This window comes from Cupriavidus sp. L7L, assembly GCF_004353535.1.
GTDB lineage: Bacteria > Pseudomonadota > Gammaproteobacteria > Burkholderiales > Burkholderiaceae > Cupriavidus > Cupriavidus oxalaticus_A.
Map to the genome: position 1 here is coordinate 38193 of NZ_SMNY01000032.1, position 16809 is coordinate 55001.

Annotated in this window: 16 protein-coding genes; all 16 read left to right on the forward strand. The window is 64.0% G+C overall.

Annotated features, from left to right (window positions below; translation table 11 throughout):
- Nucleotides 1–51: 51 nt before the first annotated feature.
- The 16 genes from E1J61_RS26860 to E1J61_RS26935 all read left to right on the forward strand — a co-directional run bounded on the left by E1J61_RS26860 (nt 52) and on the right by E1J61_RS26935 (nt 16790).
- Nucleotides 52–846, forward strand: coding sequence for an enoyl-CoA hydratase/isomerase family protein (locus E1J61_RS26860; protein WP_133096975.1), 795 nt, complete (start codon nt 52–54; stop codon nt 844–846).
- A gap of 4 nt (nt 847–850) precedes the next feature.
- Complete coding sequence (locus E1J61_RS26865; protein ID WP_133096976.1) at nt 851–2953, forward strand: acetate--CoA ligase family protein; 2103 nt, start codon at nt 851–853, stop codon at nt 2951–2953.
- A 12-nt stretch (nt 2954–2965) separates the two neighbouring features.
- Complete coding sequence (locus E1J61_RS26870; RefSeq protein WP_133096977.1) at nt 2966–3841, forward strand: alpha/beta fold hydrolase; 876 nt, start codon at nt 2966–2968, stop codon at nt 3839–3841.
- Complete coding sequence (locus tag E1J61_RS26875) at nt 3838–5172, forward strand: MmgE/PrpD family protein (protein WP_133096978.1); 1335 nt, start codon at nt 3838–3840, stop codon at nt 5170–5172. The genes E1J61_RS26870 and E1J61_RS26875 overlap by 4 nt, the downstream gene beginning before the upstream one ends.
- A 28-nt stretch (nt 5173–5200) precedes the next feature.
- Entirely contained in the window at nt 5201–6190 is a 990-nt protein-coding gene (locus tag E1J61_RS26880; RefSeq protein WP_133096979.1) for a tripartite tricarboxylate transporter substrate binding protein, read from the forward strand.
- A gap of 78 nt (nt 6191–6268) precedes the next feature.
- Nucleotides 6269–7072 (forward strand): IclR family transcriptional regulator, encoded by an 804-nt coding sequence (locus tag E1J61_RS26885; protein ID WP_133096980.1) that lies wholly within the window; start codon nt 6269–6271, stop codon nt 7070–7072.
- A 411-nt stretch (nt 7073–7483) separates the two neighbouring features.
- Complete coding sequence (locus tag E1J61_RS26890) at nt 7484–9007, forward strand: 3-hydroxyacyl-CoA dehydrogenase (protein WP_133096981.1); 1524 nt, start codon at nt 7484–7486, stop codon at nt 9005–9007.
- Between the two features lie 391 nt (nt 9008–9398).
- Nucleotides 9399–11081 carry a PRTRC system ParB family protein gene (locus E1J61_RS26895; RefSeq protein WP_133096982.1) on the forward strand — a complete coding sequence of 561 codons (1683 nt, stop codon included), beginning with the start codon at nt 9399–9401 and terminating at the stop codon, nt 11079–11081.
- A 74-nt stretch (nt 11082–11155) separates the two neighbouring features.
- Nucleotides 11156–11611, forward strand: coding sequence for a PRTRC system protein E (locus E1J61_RS26900; protein WP_133096983.1), 456 nt, complete (start codon nt 11156–11158; stop codon nt 11609–11611).
- Between the two features lie 11 nt (nt 11612–11622).
- On the forward strand, nt 11623–11847 hold the full coding sequence (locus E1J61_RS26905) for a PRTRC system protein C (RefSeq protein ID WP_133096984.1): 225 nt from the start codon (nt 11623–11625) through the stop codon (nt 11845–11847).
- A 90-nt stretch (nt 11848–11937) separates the two neighbouring features.
- Nucleotides 11938–13077: a PRTRC system protein F gene (locus E1J61_RS26910; RefSeq protein ID WP_133096985.1), complete on the forward strand. Its 1140-nt coding sequence runs from the start codon at nt 11938–11940 to the stop codon at nt 13075–13077.
- Nucleotides 13078–13086: 9 nt separating this feature from the next.
- A complete protein-coding gene (locus tag E1J61_RS26915) occupies nt 13087–13812 on the forward strand; it encodes a PRTRC system protein B (RefSeq protein WP_133096986.1) in 726 nt (241 codons plus the stop codon).
- Nucleotides 13809–14450, forward strand: a complete 642-nt coding sequence (locus tag E1J61_RS26920) for a PRTRC system protein A (RefSeq protein ID WP_133096987.1) — start codon at nt 13809–13811, stop codon at nt 14448–14450. Before E1J61_RS26915 ends, E1J61_RS26920 begins: the two co-directional genes overlap by 4 nt.
- Nucleotides 14447–15250 carry a PRTRC system ThiF family protein gene (locus tag E1J61_RS26925; RefSeq protein WP_133096988.1) on the forward strand — a complete coding sequence of 268 codons (804 nt, stop codon included), beginning with the start codon at nt 14447–14449 and terminating at the stop codon, nt 15248–15250. The genes E1J61_RS26920 and E1J61_RS26925 overlap by 4 nt, the downstream gene beginning before the upstream one ends.
- Nucleotides 15251–15607: 357 nt before the next feature.
- Entirely contained in the window at nt 15608–15946 is a 339-nt protein-coding gene (locus tag E1J61_RS26930) for a DUF3085 domain-containing protein (protein WP_133096989.1), read from the forward strand.
- Between the two features lie 73 nt (nt 15947–16019).
- Nucleotides 16020–16790, forward strand: a complete 771-nt coding sequence (locus tag E1J61_RS26935) for a hypothetical protein (RefSeq protein WP_133096990.1) — start codon at nt 16020–16022, stop codon at nt 16788–16790.
- Nucleotides 16791–16809 lie beyond the last annotated feature (19 nt).

The following is a 16809-nucleotide window of genomic DNA, read 5'->3' on the forward strand; positions in this document are numbered from 1 at the left end:
GAACCAGATCGCACCGATGCACTGATCGCACAAAAGGAACCAGACAGGACCATGGACAACTATTCCCTGATTGAACTGAAGATTGAATCTGGCATTGCGCTGCTCGCCTTTAACCGCCCCGACAAGCGCAATGCCATGAGCGACGACATGCGCTTGGAGTTCATCGACGCGCTGGAGCGTGTGGCGGCGGACAAGGCGATTCGCGCCCTGGTGCTCACCGGCAACGGCAAGGGCTTTTGCGCCGGCGGCGACGTGGCTGGCATGCAGCGCCGCATGGAAGCGCCGCAGGGTGAGGTGGGCTTCAACGGCTGGAGCCGCCAGCAGCGGGTCCATCACACCGTCAAGCTGCTGCACACCATGCCCAAGCCCACCATCGCCGCGGTCAACGGTGCCGCAGCCGGGCTGGGTGCCGATACTGCGCTGTGCTGCGATTTCGTGCTGGCGTCCGAATCGGCGTCATTCTCCTGGTCCTATATCAACCGGGGCCTGATTCCCGATGGTGGCGGCATGTATTTCCTGCCACGCCGCGTGGGACTGTCGGCGGCAAAGGAACTGGTCTTCACGGGCCGCAAGGTCGAGGCGAAGGAGGCCAAGGCGCTTGGCATCGCCGACCGCCTGAGCAAGCCCGAAGCGCTGATCGGCGATGCGCTGAACTGGGCGGCGGAACTGAGCCAGGGCTCGGCCACTGCGATCGCGCTGGGCAAGAGCATCATGAACCAGTCCTTCGAACTGCCCGCCGACCAGGTCTTTGCACAGGGCAGCCAGGCGCAGGGCATCTGCTACACCAGCAGCGAGCATCGCGAGTCCGTGCTGGCTTTCCTGAACAAGACCGCCACCAGGGCCTGACACCATGAATGCGATCCAACGACTTGTCACGCCGCGCAGCGTTGCCGTGATCGGCGCTTCCGCCGATCCCTCCAAGACCGCCGGCCGCCCGGTTTCGTACTTGCGCAAGCATGGATTCGGCGGGGCGATCTACCCGGTCAATCCCAAGGTCGATTCGATCGACGGACTGCGCTGCTATCCCGACATTGCGTCGCTGCCCGAAGTGCCGGACGTCGGCATCGTGCTGCTGGGAGCCGAGCGTGCGCACCTAGCGGTGCGCGACCTGGCGCAACGCGGCGCGGGCGCAGCCATTGTGCTGGCAAGCGGCTATACCGAGACTGGTGCCGAGGGCGCGCGGCGCCAGGCGGAGCTGATTGAGGCGGCTGGCAGCATGCGCTTGCTGGGGCCCAATACCATTGGCCTGGTCAACCTGACCGACAACATCCCCCTGTCGGCGAGCGGTGCGCTGGAAATGGACCAGTTCCCGGCCGGCAGCATCGGCGTGGTGTCGCAAAGCGGCGGCATCCTCGGCGCCTTGCTGTCGCGCGCTGCGGCGCGTGGGATCGGCCTGTCCAAGCTGGTTTCGACCAGCAATGAAGTGGACCTGGACCTGGCCGACTTCATCGATTACCTGGCCGATGACGAGGCCACCCGCGTGATCGCGCTGTATATCGAGAGCGTGCGCAATCCGGAATCCTTCCGCCGTGCGGCGCTGAAGGCGGCGCGCGCCGGCAAGCCGGTAGTGGCGTTCAAGATCGGCCGTTCCGAGAGCGGCGCGCGCGCCGCGGTGTCGCATACCGGTGCACTGGCTGGTGCGGATCGCATGTATGACGCGCTGTTCGAACAGGTGGGCGTGATCCGCGCGCAGACCTTCTCGGACCTGCTCGACATGCCCGCCGCCCTGGCTACGGGCCGCAAGCTGACCGGCAACCGTGTGGCGATCCTGACCTCGACCGGCGGCGCCGGCACGCTGGTCTCCGACAGCCTGGGCGTGGCCGGCTTCGAGACACCCGCGCCTGACGAGGCGACCGCGACGAAGCTGCGCGCGCTGCAGAAGGGTGACCACGCGGCGCTCGACCGCAATCCGATCGACGTGACCTTGGCCGGGCTGCAGCCCGACCTGTTGCGCGCCGCGATCCGCATTCTGCTCGATAGCCCGAGCTATGACGCGGTGGCAGTGATCGTGGGCTCGTCCAGCCTGGCCATGCCAGACCTGATGGCCAATGCCATTCGCGACTGCCTCCCCGGCAGCGACAAGCCGGTGATTGCGTATGTGAGCCCGCATGCGCCGGAAGTCGCATCGTTGCTCAATCGTCGTGGCGTGCCGGCCTTTTCCGCGCCGGAGGCGTGCACGGTGGCGATCGACGCGATGCTGCGTGCGGGCAAGCTCGGCGCGATCGATGAAGCGGGCACCCCGACGCTGCCGCTGCCGGATCTCGCCGCCTATGGCACCGGCTCGATCGACGAAGCCGCGGCCAAGACCTTGTTCGCCGGTTTCGGCGTGCCGGTTGCCAAGGAGGTTGTTGTTGTCGACGGCGCCGAGGCGATGGCGGCAGCGCAAGCCTTCAGCGGCAATGTCGTGCTGAAGATCCTGTCGGCCGAGATCACCCACAAGAGCGATGTCGGTGGCGTGGCAGTCAATGTCCCGCGTGCGGAGGTAGCAAGCCGGCTGGCAAAAATGGCCAGCGACGTGCAGTCGGCCACGGGTATCGCGCCCCAACGATTCCTGGTGCAGGAAATGGTCAAGGGCGGCGTCGAAGTCATTCTGGGCATGCACCGCGACGCGCTGGGCACCGCGATCCTGCTCGGCATGGGCGGTGTGACTGCGGAGTTGTTCGGCGACACCACGCTGCGGCTGCTGCCTGGCGAACGCGGACTGACGCGCGAGGCCGCGCTGGAAATGATCGGGCGCCTGAAGACAGCCCCGCTGCTGCATGGCTTCCGGGGCCGGCCGAAGGCGGATGTGGAGGCGCTTGCCGAAGCGATTGTCGCCTTCTCGCGCATGGTTGCCACGCTTGGCGACCGGCTTGTCGAGGCGGAGATCAATCCCGTGTTCGTCCTGCCCGAAGGGCAGGGCGTGGTGGCAGCCGATGGCGTCGCGGTGCTAGCCGGCAACGACAAGCCCTGACGAGGCCCTGGCATGTGCAGCGAACGCGACGGTACGTTGGTGACTTCGGTCGATGGCTGCAAGGTCATCTGGCGAAGCGTTGGCGACGGCCCGACGACCGTGCTGCTGCATGGCGGCCATGGCAACTGGCAGCACTGGGTGCGCAATATCGGGCCGTTGTCCCGGCACCGCCGGTTACTGGTGCCCGACCTGCCGGGCTTTGGCGATTCCGGTGCAGCGCCTCGCGCCGACTTGCCGGCCCTCGTCGATGTCCTGGCTCGCTCGCTTGCCCGCTTATCGGTGGACCAGCCGCTGGACCGTATCGACTTGGTGGGTTTTTCCTTTGGTGCGCTGGTGGCGGCGCACCTTGCGACCCACGCTGGCCTCGGTGATATTGAAGTCGGTCGACTGGCCCTGCTTGGGCCGGCCGGCCATGGCGGTCCGCGCCGTATGACGCAGGCGCTGGTCGACTGGCGCCGCTGCCATGATCCGCAAGCGCTCACGGCGGCAATGCGCCACAACCTGGCGGCATTCATGATTGCCGATCCGGTTGCCATCGACTGTGAAGCCGTGGCCATCCACACGCGTGCCTGCCGCGCGACCCGCTTCCATAGCAAGTCGATTTCGCGTGCGGGCGGATTGCAACAGGCGCTCGCGCACTTTCCCGGCCCGGTATTGATGATCTGGGGCGAAGCCGATGTGTCCATGTCGCCCGAATCGATTGCCGGAATCGCCCGCGAGTCGCGGGACGCATCTGCCGGTGCGCCGGAAGTCCGTGTCAGCGTGGTACCGGGCGGCGGGCATTGGGTCCAGTACGAGGCCCACCAACAAGTCAACGACCTGCTGCAGGATTGGCTGCAGCAGGCTCCCGACACGCCGGCGCAGGCCGGCCAAGGAGACCTACTTTGAGAGCAATCGAAGCCTTCGGGCCGTTCTTCAGCACAGTCAAGGCAGGGCCGCTGCCCACCGAGGTGCTGCATCATGCGAAGCGCGCGCTGGTCGACTGGCATGCGGCGCTGTTTCCGGGCATCGGCACCGACGCGGTCCGACGCCTGCAGGGCGTGCTGGAAGAAGAGCTTGGCCGCGGCAACGCCACGCTGCCAATGGGGCAGCGTGCCACGGCGCGCGCCGCGGCGCTGCTCAATGGCGCTGCCGCGCACGCTGCCGAGATCGACGACAGCTTCCGTGATGCGATGTACCACCCCGGTGCCGCCACCATCGCCGCCGCTATTGCTGCTGCACAGGACATAGGCGCCAGCGGCGAGACGCTGCTCAAGGGCATCGTCGTCGGCTATGAGGTTTCAACGCGCATCGGCGTCGTGCTGGGCCGGGCGCACTATCGCTTCTGGCACAGCACCGCGACCGTCGGCACGTTTGGCGCGGCGGCCGCCGCGGCGTTCATCTATGGCGCGAACGAGGAGCAGCTTGCCCACGCGCTGGCAACCGCCGCGACTTTCGCCGCCGGACTGCAGCAGGCGTTCCGCATGGACTCGATGTCCAAGCCGCTGCACGCGGGCCGCGCTGCGGAGGGTGGATTGCTCGCCGCCCGCGCCGCAATCGTCGGTATCACCGGATCGCTCGATGTGCTCGACGGCGAGACCGGCATGGGCTGCGCGATGTCGGACGGCCCTGACTGGAGCGGGCTGGCGTCGACGCTGGGGAAAGACTTCCATATTTGCCGGCTGACCTTCAAGAACCATATAGGCTGCGGCCATACCTTTGCGACAATCGACGGGGCGCTGGCGTTGAAAGCTAAGCTAGGCATTGAAACCATCCAAATTCGTCGCATTCGCGTCGCCACTTATCGTCCGGCGCTGGATATCGCCTGCTATCTCGATCCCAGGAGCGAGAACGAAGCCAAGTTCAGCCTCAAGTTCATCGTCGCCGCAGCCCTGGTGCATGGCAGCGTACGCTTGTCGGCCTACACGCCGGAACGGCTGTGGGACAGTGAGACGCGCCGGCTAATGGCCTGCATGACTGTGGAGATCGACCCCGAAATCGACGGCTGGTTTCCTGGCAAGCGCGCGGCAAGGGTTGAGATCGAAACCCTGGACGGGGCCACGGCAAACTACCTGCAACCGAATCGCAAGGGGGATCCGGAGGACCCGCTGTCCGACGCCGACCTCGACGGCAAGCTGCTCGAACTGGCATCGCCGGTGCTAGGCGCCGATGGCGCGCGCCGGCTGGCGCAGAAGATCTGGCACGTCGAGACGGAGCAGGTGGCCAGCCTGTTTGGCTGAGTAACGGCGCCCCGGCGCCGAGGAGATCATGTTCATGTTTAGCGTCTTTGCCACAAGTCGACTGCTGTTCGTCATGCTGATGACCGCGTTGCCCATCGTTCCCCTGGCCGCACACGCGCAGCCGTACCCGTCGCGGCCGGTGCGCATCATCGTGCCATTTCCAGCCGGTGGGGGCACTGACGTGATCGCCCGCTCGCTGGGAGACGAATTGTCGCGCGGCATGGGTAAGCCCTTCATCGTTGAGAACAAACCCGGCGCCGGTTCGGTCATGGGCAATGACCTGGTCGCCAAGAGTTCGGCGGACGGCTATTCGCTGCTGCTTACAACCAGTGCCTTTTCAATCGTCGCCAGCATTGGTATCAAGTTACCGTACGGCGGCATCCAGGCCTTCGAGCCGGTAGCGCTGCTCGGCCGGGCACCAAATGTGGTGCTGGTTCGCGACGATAGCCGAATCCGCTCGGCCGCGGATCTGCTGCGCGAAGCCAAAGCGAATCCCGGCAAGCTGACTTATGGCTCGGCAGGTAACGGTACGTCGGTACATCTCGCAGCCGAGTATTTCCAGTCCCTGGCGGGTGTCCGGCTCGTGCACGTGCCTTACCGCGGCTCGGCGCCCCAGTTTGCAGACCTGCTGGCCGGCCATATCGATGTCGCGTTCGCGACGATGGCCAGCGCCGCAACGCTGATCCGCGACGGGCGCGTGCGGGCGCTGGCCGTGACCTCGCCCGCGCGGTCCCCGGCTTTCCCGGAGGTGCCTGCCGTCGCGGAGGCTGGCGTCAAAGGTTACAGCGCCGAGGTCTGGTACGGCGTCTTCGTACCGAAGGGAACGCCGGCGACGGTGATCGCCGCGCTGCATCGAGCCATCGCCCAGGCATCTGCCGGTGGCGCGTTCCGCGACAGGCTGGCGCGCGAAGGGGTGGTGGGCGGCATTGGTTCGCCACAGGATCTTCGCGCCACTGCCGAGCAGGAGGTCAGCCGTTGGCTGCAAGTGGTGAAGGACAAGGAGATCCGCATCGAGTAGCATTGCCCGCAACCCAACATGCGCAGGCGCCGGGCGCCGACTTCCAGAACGGTCACTGGCCCGCAGTGACTCCCTGCTATGCCGAGCAGCATCGTCAACATCGAACGGATCAAACCAGGCCAAGGCAAGGCGACGCCCAACCGCTCGCTAGAGCGTGGCATTGCCGTACTACGCGCCTTTCGCGCCGGCTCGTCCATGCTCGGCAACAGCGAAATTGCCGAGCGCACTGGCTTGTCCCGCTCCACAGTCAGCCGCCTGACGCAGTCGCTGATAGAGACCGGCATGCTCGAGTATGTCCCGCAGTTCCGGGCCTACCGGCTGGGTGTGCCGGTCCTCAGTATGGCGCATGCCATGCGCGACGGCTCGCAGGTTCTCAGGGTCGCGGCGCCGATGATGGCCGAGGTTGCCATGCGTCAGAAGATCAATGTCGGACTGGCGGTGGCGGAGGGCGACGAGATGATTTACCTGGAGTCGTTCCGCTACAACCGGCGCCAGTCACTGCGTACGGTGGTGAGCGGACAGCGCATCCCGATGGCGCTGACCTCTCTCGGCCGCGCGCACCTCGCAACGCTGTCACCGGAGGCTTTCAGTGCGATGATGAGGGTCATGGCCGACAAGTACCGCGGCCGCGGCTGGGGCGCACTGCGACGGGAAATCGATGCTGCGGTGTGCTCCGTGCATGAGAAGGGCTACTGCGTTGCGTCATGGCAGCCTCAGGTCGTGGCCATGGCAACACCAATGCGCTTTGATGAATATACGGCCCATGTATTAAACGTCAGTGTATCCACGCAACAGGATGCCGGCGCTATCGAGGCGGCGCTGGCCAAGCCACTGATGGAACTTGCGGCGGCGATACAAGCGCGGATGCTTCGGGGAGAGTAAGGCGTCGATGCGGTATCGCCTTATGGCCACATTCGCTAATACCTATAGCAAATTTTAAAGGTAAGGATGGGGTCAGACCGCCATTGCAGTGGGCCGTTCACGCTGCCCGACGAGATTGGCGTTGCAGAGGGTAACGCATCGAATCGGTTTCGATATCTTGCAGAATTTAAGGGCTTCCCGTCCGTGAGTGTCACCACACCGGCCTGACGTGGCTCGGGACGAGGCGCTTTTGCTCCAAGCAGTAGCACAGCTACCCAGCCAGTTGGTACAGATCCAATTTCAATGGATGGAATTGAGCGGGTGCGCGGCGGCTCCATGAGAGTTACTCTCCGCCTTCATGCGAGACTGCAGCCCTGGGTTGCCCTTCTAGTGCGGCCATCGGCCACTCTCCGACTCAAACAGAGCGTCCCTATGAACTCTTCTGACATCAACACCCTTGGCATCGTCGGCACCGGCGGCATGGGCCGCGGCATCGCGCAGATCGCCGCCCAGGCTGGCCTGACCGTCAACCTGTACGACGCCAACCCGCAAGCTGTGGCCGCCGCGCGCCAGTACCTTCAGGACACGCTGGCCAAGCTCGCCGATAAGGGCAAGATCCGCGCCGCCGATGCCGAGGCTACGCTTGCTCGCGTGAAGCCTTGCGGCGCGCTGGAAGACCTGGCCGGCTGCGACATGGTGCTGGAAGCCATCGTCGAGAAGCTGGAGGTCAAGCGCGATCTGATCGCAAAGCTTGAGGCCGTGCTGCGTGAAGATGCCATCATCGCCTCGAACACATCCTCCCTGTCGATCACCGCGATCGCCGTCGGCGCGAAAGAGCCGGGCCGCATCGCCGGCTACCACTTCTTCAACCCAGTGCCGCTGATGAAGGTGGTCGAGGTCATCGATGGCCTGTCCGGCAACCCGGCCGTCGGCGACGCGCTGATGGCGCTGTCGCGCCGCATGGGCCATACGCCGGTGCGCTGCAAGGACATGCCCGGCTTCATCGTCAACCATGCCGGCCGCGGCATGAATATCGAAGGCCTGAAGGTCGCGCAGGAAAGCGTGGCGGAGTTTGCCGACATCGACAACATCATGCGCGAGCAGGCGGGCTTCCGCATGGGCCCGTTCGAGCTGATGGACCTAACCGGGCTGGATGTGTCGCACCCCGTGATGGAATCGATCTACAACCAGTTCTACCAGGAGCCGCGCTACCGTCCGTCGCCGATCACCGCGATCCGCGCGGTCGGCGGGCTGATCGGCCGCAAGGCCGGCGCCGGCTTCTACCGCTACGCCGATGGCCAGAAGCAGGTGCCGGCCGCCGCCGCAGTGCCGGGCGCACGCCCGACGAGCGTGTGGGTCAGCCACGCCAGCGAGCGCGGCCACGCCATGGTGACCAGGCTGCTCGGCGCGCTGGACGTGACCCCGGAAGGCGGAAACAAGCCGTCGGCCGATGCGCTGATCATTGTCACGCCGCTGGGCCTGGACGCCACCACCAGCGCGTTGCAGCAGGGCCTGGACCCGTCGCGAACCGTCGCCATCGACACGCTGCTGCCGTTCGAGGCCACCAAGCGCCGCACGCTGATGACCACCCCGGCCACCAGCGCCGCCGCGCGCGATGCCGCGCACGGCTTGTTTGCCAGCGACAGCGTGCCGGTCACGCTGATCCGCGACTCGGCGGGCTTTGTCGCCCAGCGCGTGCTGTGCTGCATCATCAATATCGCCAGCGATATCGCGCAGCAGCGCATCGCCACGCCGGCGGACATCGACCTGGCCGTGAACCTCGGCCTCGGCTACCCGAAGGGCCCGCTGGCCCTGGGCGACGCGGTCGGTCCGCAACTGGTGCTGGAGACGCTGCGCAACATGGAAGCGCTGACAGGCGACATGCGCTACCGCCCGAGCCCGTGGCTGTGGCGCCGTGGTGGCCTGGGCCTCTCCCTACTGACTGTCGAGGCGTGATTTCAGGTGATCTCGACGAGCACATCAAGGATAGGCCCGCACTCGTAAGTAGTGTCGAGCCGCATCACGGGCCGTCGCAAGCCGATGACGAAAGACCGTTCGCGGTAGGAGGACGGACATCCGTTGGCGCACGCCGAATGTCGCAAAATGGCCGATCTCAGCCAGCCCTAGGCGGGCAGGAAAAGACCATAGCATCTTGCTCGCCGGCACAGAATTCGAGTATCCTCACACCACATTCCGCGTCCCAGACGCATCGACCCCGCACCTTTTGGTGCCAGCTTCTGCAGTATGGTGGCCGCCGGCTTAGCCTGGCAGTCCATCCTTCCACCCCATCGGGAACCACGTTCCCGGTGCGGCAACGGGTTCCCATTCCGTCTCGGAGAACCCAAAAATGCAAAACCCCACCGTTGTCATTGGCAAGATACGTCCTGGCCGTAACCCGCGCAAGTACTTCGATCCTGCCCAAATGGCCGAACTGACCGAATCCATTCGCGTGGAGGGTCTGCTTCAGCCGATTCTGATCCGTCCCGTTGAGGACGATGAGAATGGACATGAGTATGAAGTGGTCGCCGGTGAACGCCGCTACCGCGCCGCACTGGCCGCGCATGGTGATGGATACAATATCCCCGTCACGCTCAAGGTGCTGACGGACGCCGAGGCTGACCGGATGGCGTTGATCGAGAACGTGCAGCGTGCCGACATGGCGCCTTCCGAGGAGGCCGTGGCAGCATCGCAGATCGTGGGCCAGCTAAAGGGCGACCGCGATGAAGCGGCCCGCCTCCTTGGCTGGTCGCGCTCGACGCTCGACAAGCGCCTGGCGCTGATGAACTGCAGCGAACCGGTCCTGAATGCGCTCAACACGCGTGTCATCCAGCTCGGTCACGCCGAGTTGCTGGCGACGCTCGCCAAGGCCACGCAGGACAAGCTCCTGCCGGTCATCGTGAGCGAGAAGAAGTCCGTGTCCGAGCTAAAGAAGACCATCGAGGCCGCCGCGTGCAGCCTGGAGAAGGCCATCTTCGACAAGACCCAGTGCACAACCTGCCAGCACAACTCCTCGTTGCAGACGGAGATGTTCAGCGAGGCAATTGCTACCGGCAACTGCACCAACCGCGCCTGCTATACCGAGAAGATTGACCGCAAGCTCGAAAGCATCAGCTACGGGCTCAAGGACGAGTACCAGGTCATTCGCATCGTACGCCCCGGCGACAACCACACCCGCATCCAGCTTCAGGTCGATGGCCAGACTGGGGTGGGGGAGGAGCAGGCCAAGGCCTGCCACGCCTGCGAGAACTTCGGTGCCGCCGTCAGCGGCCTGCCCGATTCGCTGGGCAAGGTCTACAGTGGCCAGTGCTTCGACACGGTCTGCAACCAGCGGAAGGTGGCGGAGCGCCTGAAGGCTGAGCGCGACGCGAAAGCGGCGGCGCAAAAGCCAGCAGGGGCCCCAGCCGGTTCCGGCAAGCCCGCGACTGCGAAGGGCGGGGACAAGTCTTCGGCGCCAGCCGAGAAGCCTGTCACGTCGATCAGCGAGTCGGAGAAGGTCAAGAACTACCGGACCGATCTCTGGCGCAAGGCGCTGCGCAAGGAAGTCGCGCAAAACGCCGACCAGGCCAATGCTTACCTGATCTCGATCGCCCTCAACGGCCTCGCGCGCAACATCGGCGGGGACAAGATGGGCAAGTTCTTCGAGAAGCTGACGGAGCAAAAGGCGTCTTCGACGCTGCAAGGTTGTCTGACGGCGGTGCATGCCCTGGACGCTGGCAAGCGCCAGCAGCTGACTATTGCGTTGACGGTCGCGGCAGTCGACGGCATGGAGGTGACGAACCTCAAGGAACTGTGTCGGTACCACAAGCTCGATCTGCGCGCGCACTGGAACCTGCAGAAGTCGCAGGACTTCCTGGAGATGCTCACCAAGTCGGAGATGAAGGTTCTCGCGGACGAACTGGGCATTCGCAAGGCGCTGGGCGACAGCTTTGCCAAGTTGTTCAACAAGTCGAAACCCGAAGTCATTGCCGGCCTGTTGGCTGTCGATGGCTTTGACTACACCGGCAAGGTGCCCAAGGTCCTGGGCTGCTGATCCCTTTCACTCTGCCTTAACGCAGGGCGCCATCCGGCGCCCTGCGTCATCCCATTTCCCCAAAAGGATTCACCATGTTTACTGAATTGGTTCCGCTCGTCCGCGCGAGCGACAAGGTCGTTGTTACGCTGTCAATGCAGGGCGATGTCATGTCCGTTGTTGTGCTGCCAGTCATCAAGAATGCCTCGGATGCCGCGCTGACGTCGCCTCTGGTGCTGTCGGCTACGCCCGCGGAACTGGACGCAGAGTTTGCGGCTGCCGTCACAAGTGTGAGCGAATCGCATCGCTCGCTGGCAGAGCAGGCCGAGGCAACGAAGTCGATTCTCGATGCCGCCAAGTCCACGCAATCGTCCAGGGCGACGAAGGCGCTGGCGAAGGCCGCATCGCCATCGGCGTCGGAGACGTCAACTGCGTCGGACGATGATAACGAAGCAGGCGATGCCGAAGCCGGTGATGCCGCGCAGACCGAGGCGGACGCGAAGGTGAGTGCGCCGGCTTCGGCCGGTACGGATCTGGCATCCCTGTTGTAAGGAGATTTGACATGGCACTCGAGATCAAGAAGTTGCTTCGTCAGTTTTCCTACAACGGCATGGCCCTTGTGGACCCTGGTCCGGCGTTCACGCCAGAGCAGGTGCGCGACATCTATTCGGCCCAGTATCCCGAACTGACCACCGCTTCGGTGGATGGTCCGGAGGTCAAGGGCGACGTCGCGAGCTTCACCTTCGTCCGCGCCGCCGGCGCCAAGGGCGCGCATGCGCAAATCTGACCTGATGAAAGCACTGGCCACCGGCCAGTTCGCTACCACTACGGAGCCGCCCGAAAGGGCGGTTTTTTTACATTCTGAGGAGAATCAACAATGCTGTTCGATCCTCGGTCGTTTGTTCCAGAGCTCGATGCAGGACAACCCGCATGGACGCCTGCGAGACAGCATCCCATTGCCCGACGTCGACCTGCCCATGATTTTCTGACGCTGCCGGCCATCCCTGCCGGGGTTCCGAATAGCGCTCTGCTCACCTTCGGGGATGAGGTCGATGTGATGGACCTTGTCCGTGCACAGTTCGCCACCGGCGTACTGCGTGCGAGCGATGTATCGAACCCAACGGGCGCAGGCGATGCGTTCGCCCAAGCCATGTTTGCGTGGCTGCGCGCCCGCACCCCGGAGTGCAAGCGACTGAGCTTCGGCTTCTCGCTGATCGACATTGGCGCTGCCAAGGATCAGTTGATGCAATTCGGCTGGGAAGACGAGATCGAGGCGCCGCTCTATCTCGCCATCGACATGCCCGGCGACGACGTCTACTTCATCGGTGAAGCGCGCGCGAGCGCGCTGAGAGCAGCGCACCCGCACCTGCTCTACACCGCGATGTCGCTGATCAACACTGCAAGCGCAAAGTCGCTCTTCCTGCGCACCCCTGAAGCCCTGCTCGACTTGTTCGCGCGGTGGCACTGGGAGTACGACAGCACCCTGGCCGACGACAAGAACGCCAGGGAGTTCCTTGCCGAGAGTTGTGGCATGGATGAAGGCGACATCGGGCGATACCTGCCGTCTGCCGTTAGGCCAGAACTCGCACCGGATGACGTGCTACCGCCTGCCTGCCACGGCTATCCGGCGTCGAGCAAGCTGCGAGCATTCGGTAGCAGCTTGCTCTATGAACTGTCTCGCAGCCACAGTGGTTGGATCAAGGATCTGTGCATCGCACTGGCTGACCTGAACCTGACCCTGAAGCGGCAAGGCGACAGATCAGCCGTTGCAGGATCCCAGTGGGCGGAGCCGGCATATTCCGCGGCCACGCTTGCCTATATGCAGTCCGACTACGTCACACAGGTCCTCGACGACCTCTATGACGGGCTCAATAGCAGCGGCGACGCGACCATGTTCCAGTGCTTCATCCCCATTGCGAGCGAGCCTGTGGCGATCCGACAGCAGTTCAGGGACTTGGACGGCATGCTGAAGACCATCTCGGCGCTCGATCGCGTTCTCACACTCATTTCTGACTAGGAGGGCCACATGGCCGAAATCCTGACCGCTACGCGGTCGCACGATGTGGCCCTGCAAGGGGCAATTTTGCCTTATGGGCAGGGGCCAGGGCAGTTCTCCTACGCTACGGCCCATCGCATCGAGCCGGATGGTTCGAGTCGCCCCGTCATTGGCGCCGGCACGCCGTTGAACCGTATGGCGTTGATCCACGCAGTCCGTGAGGTGGCAGAGGCCTCGCTCCCCAAGGGCGAGTTCCTCACTCCGAACGTCCTATCGATCAGCCCCAGCGCGGTGACCTGGTGGTGTCCGGCGGCGCAGCGGCGCGTCTTCTTCGACTGCAAGGAGTTCGGCAAGCGCAGTGCGGTCGTGCCACACCCCGCGCTTGTGTTCCAGGCATCGCAGTCCGGATTCCGGGTCTTCGCCCTGAAAGGCGAGGAGCGTCCGGTACCGGGCAGCGACCTTTGCGAGCCGCCTTACTTCAATACCTGGGACCACGGGAAGATCTGCATCGGCTCAGCCCATGTGCCCAAGCAGATCGACGTGGCATCTATCGCAGGCTGGGAAGCCGGGTTTTTCAACTCGGCCTTCACCCATCCCAACCATGGCGGCAAGCGCGTGACATACGAGCGCGGCGCCTATGCCTTCTGGAAGGACATGCTTGACGGGAAGTTTCCCGACTACCCGAAGCAGGTCCTCGTTCCCATGAAACTCAAGCTGGCGGACCTGATCGCCGGCAAACTGGACAAAGCATTATGAATCCTGCTGACGCTGCCCTGCAGCAATCGTTTCCTTCTGTGATGGTGCCGCGCTTCGGTGCGCTCGCACCCATGGAACGGCCCGGTGAGCGCCTGCTCATTGCCGCCAACGGTGTGTTCCTTGAGATCGTCCGGCCCTGGCTGCGCGTCGTCCGCCATCTCGGCGCTTTCCAGCATCGCACGGCCATTCCATACGGCGAGGCGGCGGAAGCCACCGAGCTGCGCTGCGGCCGCATTCCGGCGAGCCTGATCGGTGAGTTCGCCATGATGGCGCGCGCCGCACACCCCAAGGAAACGGGCGGGTGGGTGGTTTGGAATGCTGCAACCGCGGCGTTTCGTCTGGTCCCCGTGCGGATCCTGGAGCATAGCGGTGGTCATCTGAAGTACGACCGCCCCGCGCTCGGGAATGACGAGGTGCTGGTAGTCGACTGTCATTCGCACGGTCGGCATACCGCGAAATTCTCGCCGACGGACAATGAAGACGACCGCCACGACGTGAAGTTTGCATTCGTGATGGGAAACTGCGATGCGCCAACGCCTTCGATGGCACTGCGGCTTTGTGCGAAAGGCATTTTCGAGCAGGCGGAGAAGGTCCCAGCCGACTGGTACGCCGCGGCGCGCGAGGAGGTGCTGGCATGACCTTCGAGCATCGCATTCCCGCGAGCATGACGACGCGCGCATGGAAAGTGGCAGTGGTCGGTGCCGGCGGCACCGGCAGCGCCTTGCTACCCAATCTGGCGCGGCTCCATCACGCCATGCTGGAGCTGGGCCACCCGGGCGGCATCGAATGCACGGTCTACGATGACGATACCGTAAGCGAGACCAATATCGGTCGTCAGGGCTTTTATCCCGTTGATGTGGGCCAGCACAAGGCAACGCTGATGGTGAACCGGCTGAACAACCTGATGGGGACGCGCTGGGAAGCGCGGACTCGTCGGATTGGCTGCGGCGATCGCTTCGTCTGCGACATGGTGATTGGCTGCGTTGACACGCGGGCCGCCCGCAAGGCGATCCTTGGAGCGATGAAGCGTGGCGCAGGTGGCTACTATCTCGATTGCGGCAACGAGTCGGACAGTGGGCAGGTGATTCTCGGCCAGGTGCGCGGCAAGGCGGCGCAGCGATTGCCCCATGTGGGTGATCTGTTCCCCGAGCTGCTGAACCCGAAAGGGGACAAGGCCGACACAGCGCCATCCTGCTCGATGGCCGAGGCGCTGCAAAAGCAGTCGCTGGTCATCAACCAGGCGATCGCGGTGCAAGCCTACAACCTGCTCTGGACGCTGTTTCGCACAGGCACGCTGAAGTACTGCGGTGCGTTCGTGAACCTGGCAGCGGGGCGCACGAACCCGCTGCCCGTGGACCCGGCAGCATGGGAGCGCTTTGGCTACAAGCCGAATGCGCCCAGGCCACGTGCCAAGCGCGCACCGCGCCAGACTGTTTAACCAGCCATTCCCGATTCGTCGGGAGTGGCTTTTTTCTTTTGGCTTTGTGCCGTTGCGGCGCGGTATGCCTGGCTGTTAAGATGCCGGCACACCTCGCGCCGTAGGCGCATCGACACCGTGGCCACGCGCCACACATCTTCTCCGCAACCCGTTGGCGCACATCGCTCCGGCGGCCGTGCTCCATCTTTCTTTCGGAGCGCGATAGAGATCCCCACGCCTACTCCTGCCGCCCGCGTACGGGGCGGCTTCCTGTTGTTGGCGTCTTAGTCTCTCGCCTTACAGGCGATTCACCTTTCCCACCCGGGGCACGTCCCCGCAAGGTGCGGCCGTGCTCCCAATCCTTAGAGGAGCATTTCCATGCCGCAAATCACATTGTCACGCGAACAAGTTCAATCGCTCGTTGCCTTCTGCGACGCAGCCAAGTCCGAAAGTTTCTTCATTGCCAAGGACCACGGCGCATACGTCGGCTTCAGTACCGGGGCCACGCCAGATAAACAGTGTCTCTTCTACTTTAAGGGCTGCGATCCGGCTAAGGATGCGCAGTTCTACGAGAACGCTCGCCACGCCTTCGGTGGCGACGATTTCGGCGAGCATCTTCCGTTGACACATTTGCGCAGCGCATTAGCCAACCCTTCGAGCAAAAAGGTTCGCATCACGGTGAACTCAAGCTCCATCCGCCTGGACACCCTGGCTTAACCCGTAATGCGAGCCTGCACGCCATCCGTACATGGTATGGCGGGGCAAGCTCGCGCCTTTTCCCTTCCAAATCATGAACGCAACGAAGTTCTTCCTGAGCAATCTCTACCTAGGGGTCGCATTCTCCGCCGTCGCCTTGGCATCGCGCGCCTTCCGCTACTTCGAGTACAAGGGCTACTACGCGGCAGATTGGCTTTCGATTCCCCGTGACCTGATGGTCTGCAGTGAGCATTTCCTCGCCGGCGTTGGCTTCCCAGCTTTGTTAGTCGCTTTCAGCTGGCTGTGCTGGGGGTTCGGACGCACGCGGATAGACGCGGTCGCGTCACGAAAGCTGCAGCTCGTTGACGACTATGCGGCTGTGGGCTGGATGTTTGCGCAAACTGCTGGGTACCTGGCCTACGCGGCCTATTGGGAATTCGCGCCGCATGAGGCCATCGGCCCCGCCACGGGCAAGCTAGCCAACCAGTTTGTCTTCGATGCTTTTGGTGTGGCGCTGTACCTGGCCATCATGGCCGGCAAGCGCGCATTTGCACTGACCCGTGAGCTCGGGCGAGAAGTCTGCGTCCCCGGATTCCGAATTGGCGCAATCAATGGAACTGCGCGCGGTGCAACCGTTGCGGACTTGGAGCGATATCATTCACTTTACCCGCGGCTCGGGCTATTCATCAGCATGCTTGACGACGGAAGCGGGGAGACAGTGCCGCGACTGGTGTTCGTTTGGGATGGTGAAGAAATCTTTAACCCGCTCTGCGGGTCATCGCCATGGGCCCATGTCGACCCCGCCGCCGAGTACGGTATCTCGCTGGCGGACGCGCAGGCCATCGTCCGCATCAACGGTTGCTGATTGCCGCCACCGCTGCTAA

What these genes read in the sequence shown, in the direction of transcription:
- E1J61_RS26865 (WP_133096976.1), top strand. Translation starts at nt 851, where the DNA reads ATGAATGCGATCCAACGACTTGTCACGCCGCGCAGCGTTGCCGTGATC.
- E1J61_RS26905 (WP_133096984.1), top strand. Translation starts at nt 11,623, where the DNA reads ATGGCACTCGAGATCAAGAAGTTGCTTCGTCAGTTTTCCTACAACGGC.
- E1J61_RS26925 (WP_133096988.1), top strand. Translation starts at nt 14,447, where the DNA reads ATGACCTTCGAGCATCGCATTCCCGCGAGCATGACGACGCGCGCATGG.
- E1J61_RS26880 (WP_133096979.1), top strand. Translation starts at nt 5,201, where the DNA reads ATGTTCATGTTTAGCGTCTTTGCCACAAGTCGACTGCTGTTCGTCATG.
- E1J61_RS26890 (WP_133096981.1), top strand. Translation starts at nt 7,484, where the DNA reads ATGAACTCTTCTGACATCAACACCCTTGGCATCGTCGGCACCGGCGGC.
- E1J61_RS26870 (WP_133096977.1), top strand. Translation starts at nt 2,966, where the DNA reads ATGTGCAGCGAACGCGACGGTACGTTGGTGACTTCGGTCGATGGCTGC.
- E1J61_RS26910 (WP_133096985.1), top strand. Translation starts at nt 11,938, where the DNA reads ATGCTGTTCGATCCTCGGTCGTTTGTTCCAGAGCTCGATGCAGGACAA.
- E1J61_RS26915 (WP_133096986.1), top strand. Translation starts at nt 13,087, where the DNA reads ATGGCCGAAATCCTGACCGCTACGCGGTCGCACGATGTGGCCCTGCAA.
- E1J61_RS26900 (WP_133096983.1), top strand. Translation starts at nt 11,156, where the DNA reads ATGTTTACTGAATTGGTTCCGCTCGTCCGCGCGAGCGACAAGGTCGTT.
- E1J61_RS26930 (WP_133096989.1), top strand. Translation starts at nt 15,608, where the DNA reads ATGCCGCAAATCACATTGTCACGCGAACAAGTTCAATCGCTCGTTGCC.
- E1J61_RS26895 (WP_133096982.1), top strand. Translation starts at nt 9,399, where the DNA reads ATGCAAAACCCCACCGTTGTCATTGGCAAGATACGTCCTGGCCGTAAC.
- E1J61_RS26935 (WP_133096990.1), top strand. Translation starts at nt 16,020, where the DNA reads ATGAACGCAACGAAGTTCTTCCTGAGCAATCTCTACCTAGGGGTCGCA.
- E1J61_RS26885 (WP_133096980.1), top strand. Translation starts at nt 6,269, where the DNA reads ATGCCGAGCAGCATCGTCAACATCGAACGGATCAAACCAGGCCAAGGC.
- E1J61_RS26860 (WP_133096975.1), top strand. Translation starts at nt 52, where the DNA reads ATGGACAACTATTCCCTGATTGAACTGAAGATTGAATCTGGCATTGCG.
- E1J61_RS26920 (WP_133096987.1), top strand. Translation starts at nt 13,809, where the DNA reads ATGAATCCTGCTGACGCTGCCCTGCAGCAATCGTTTCCTTCTGTGATG.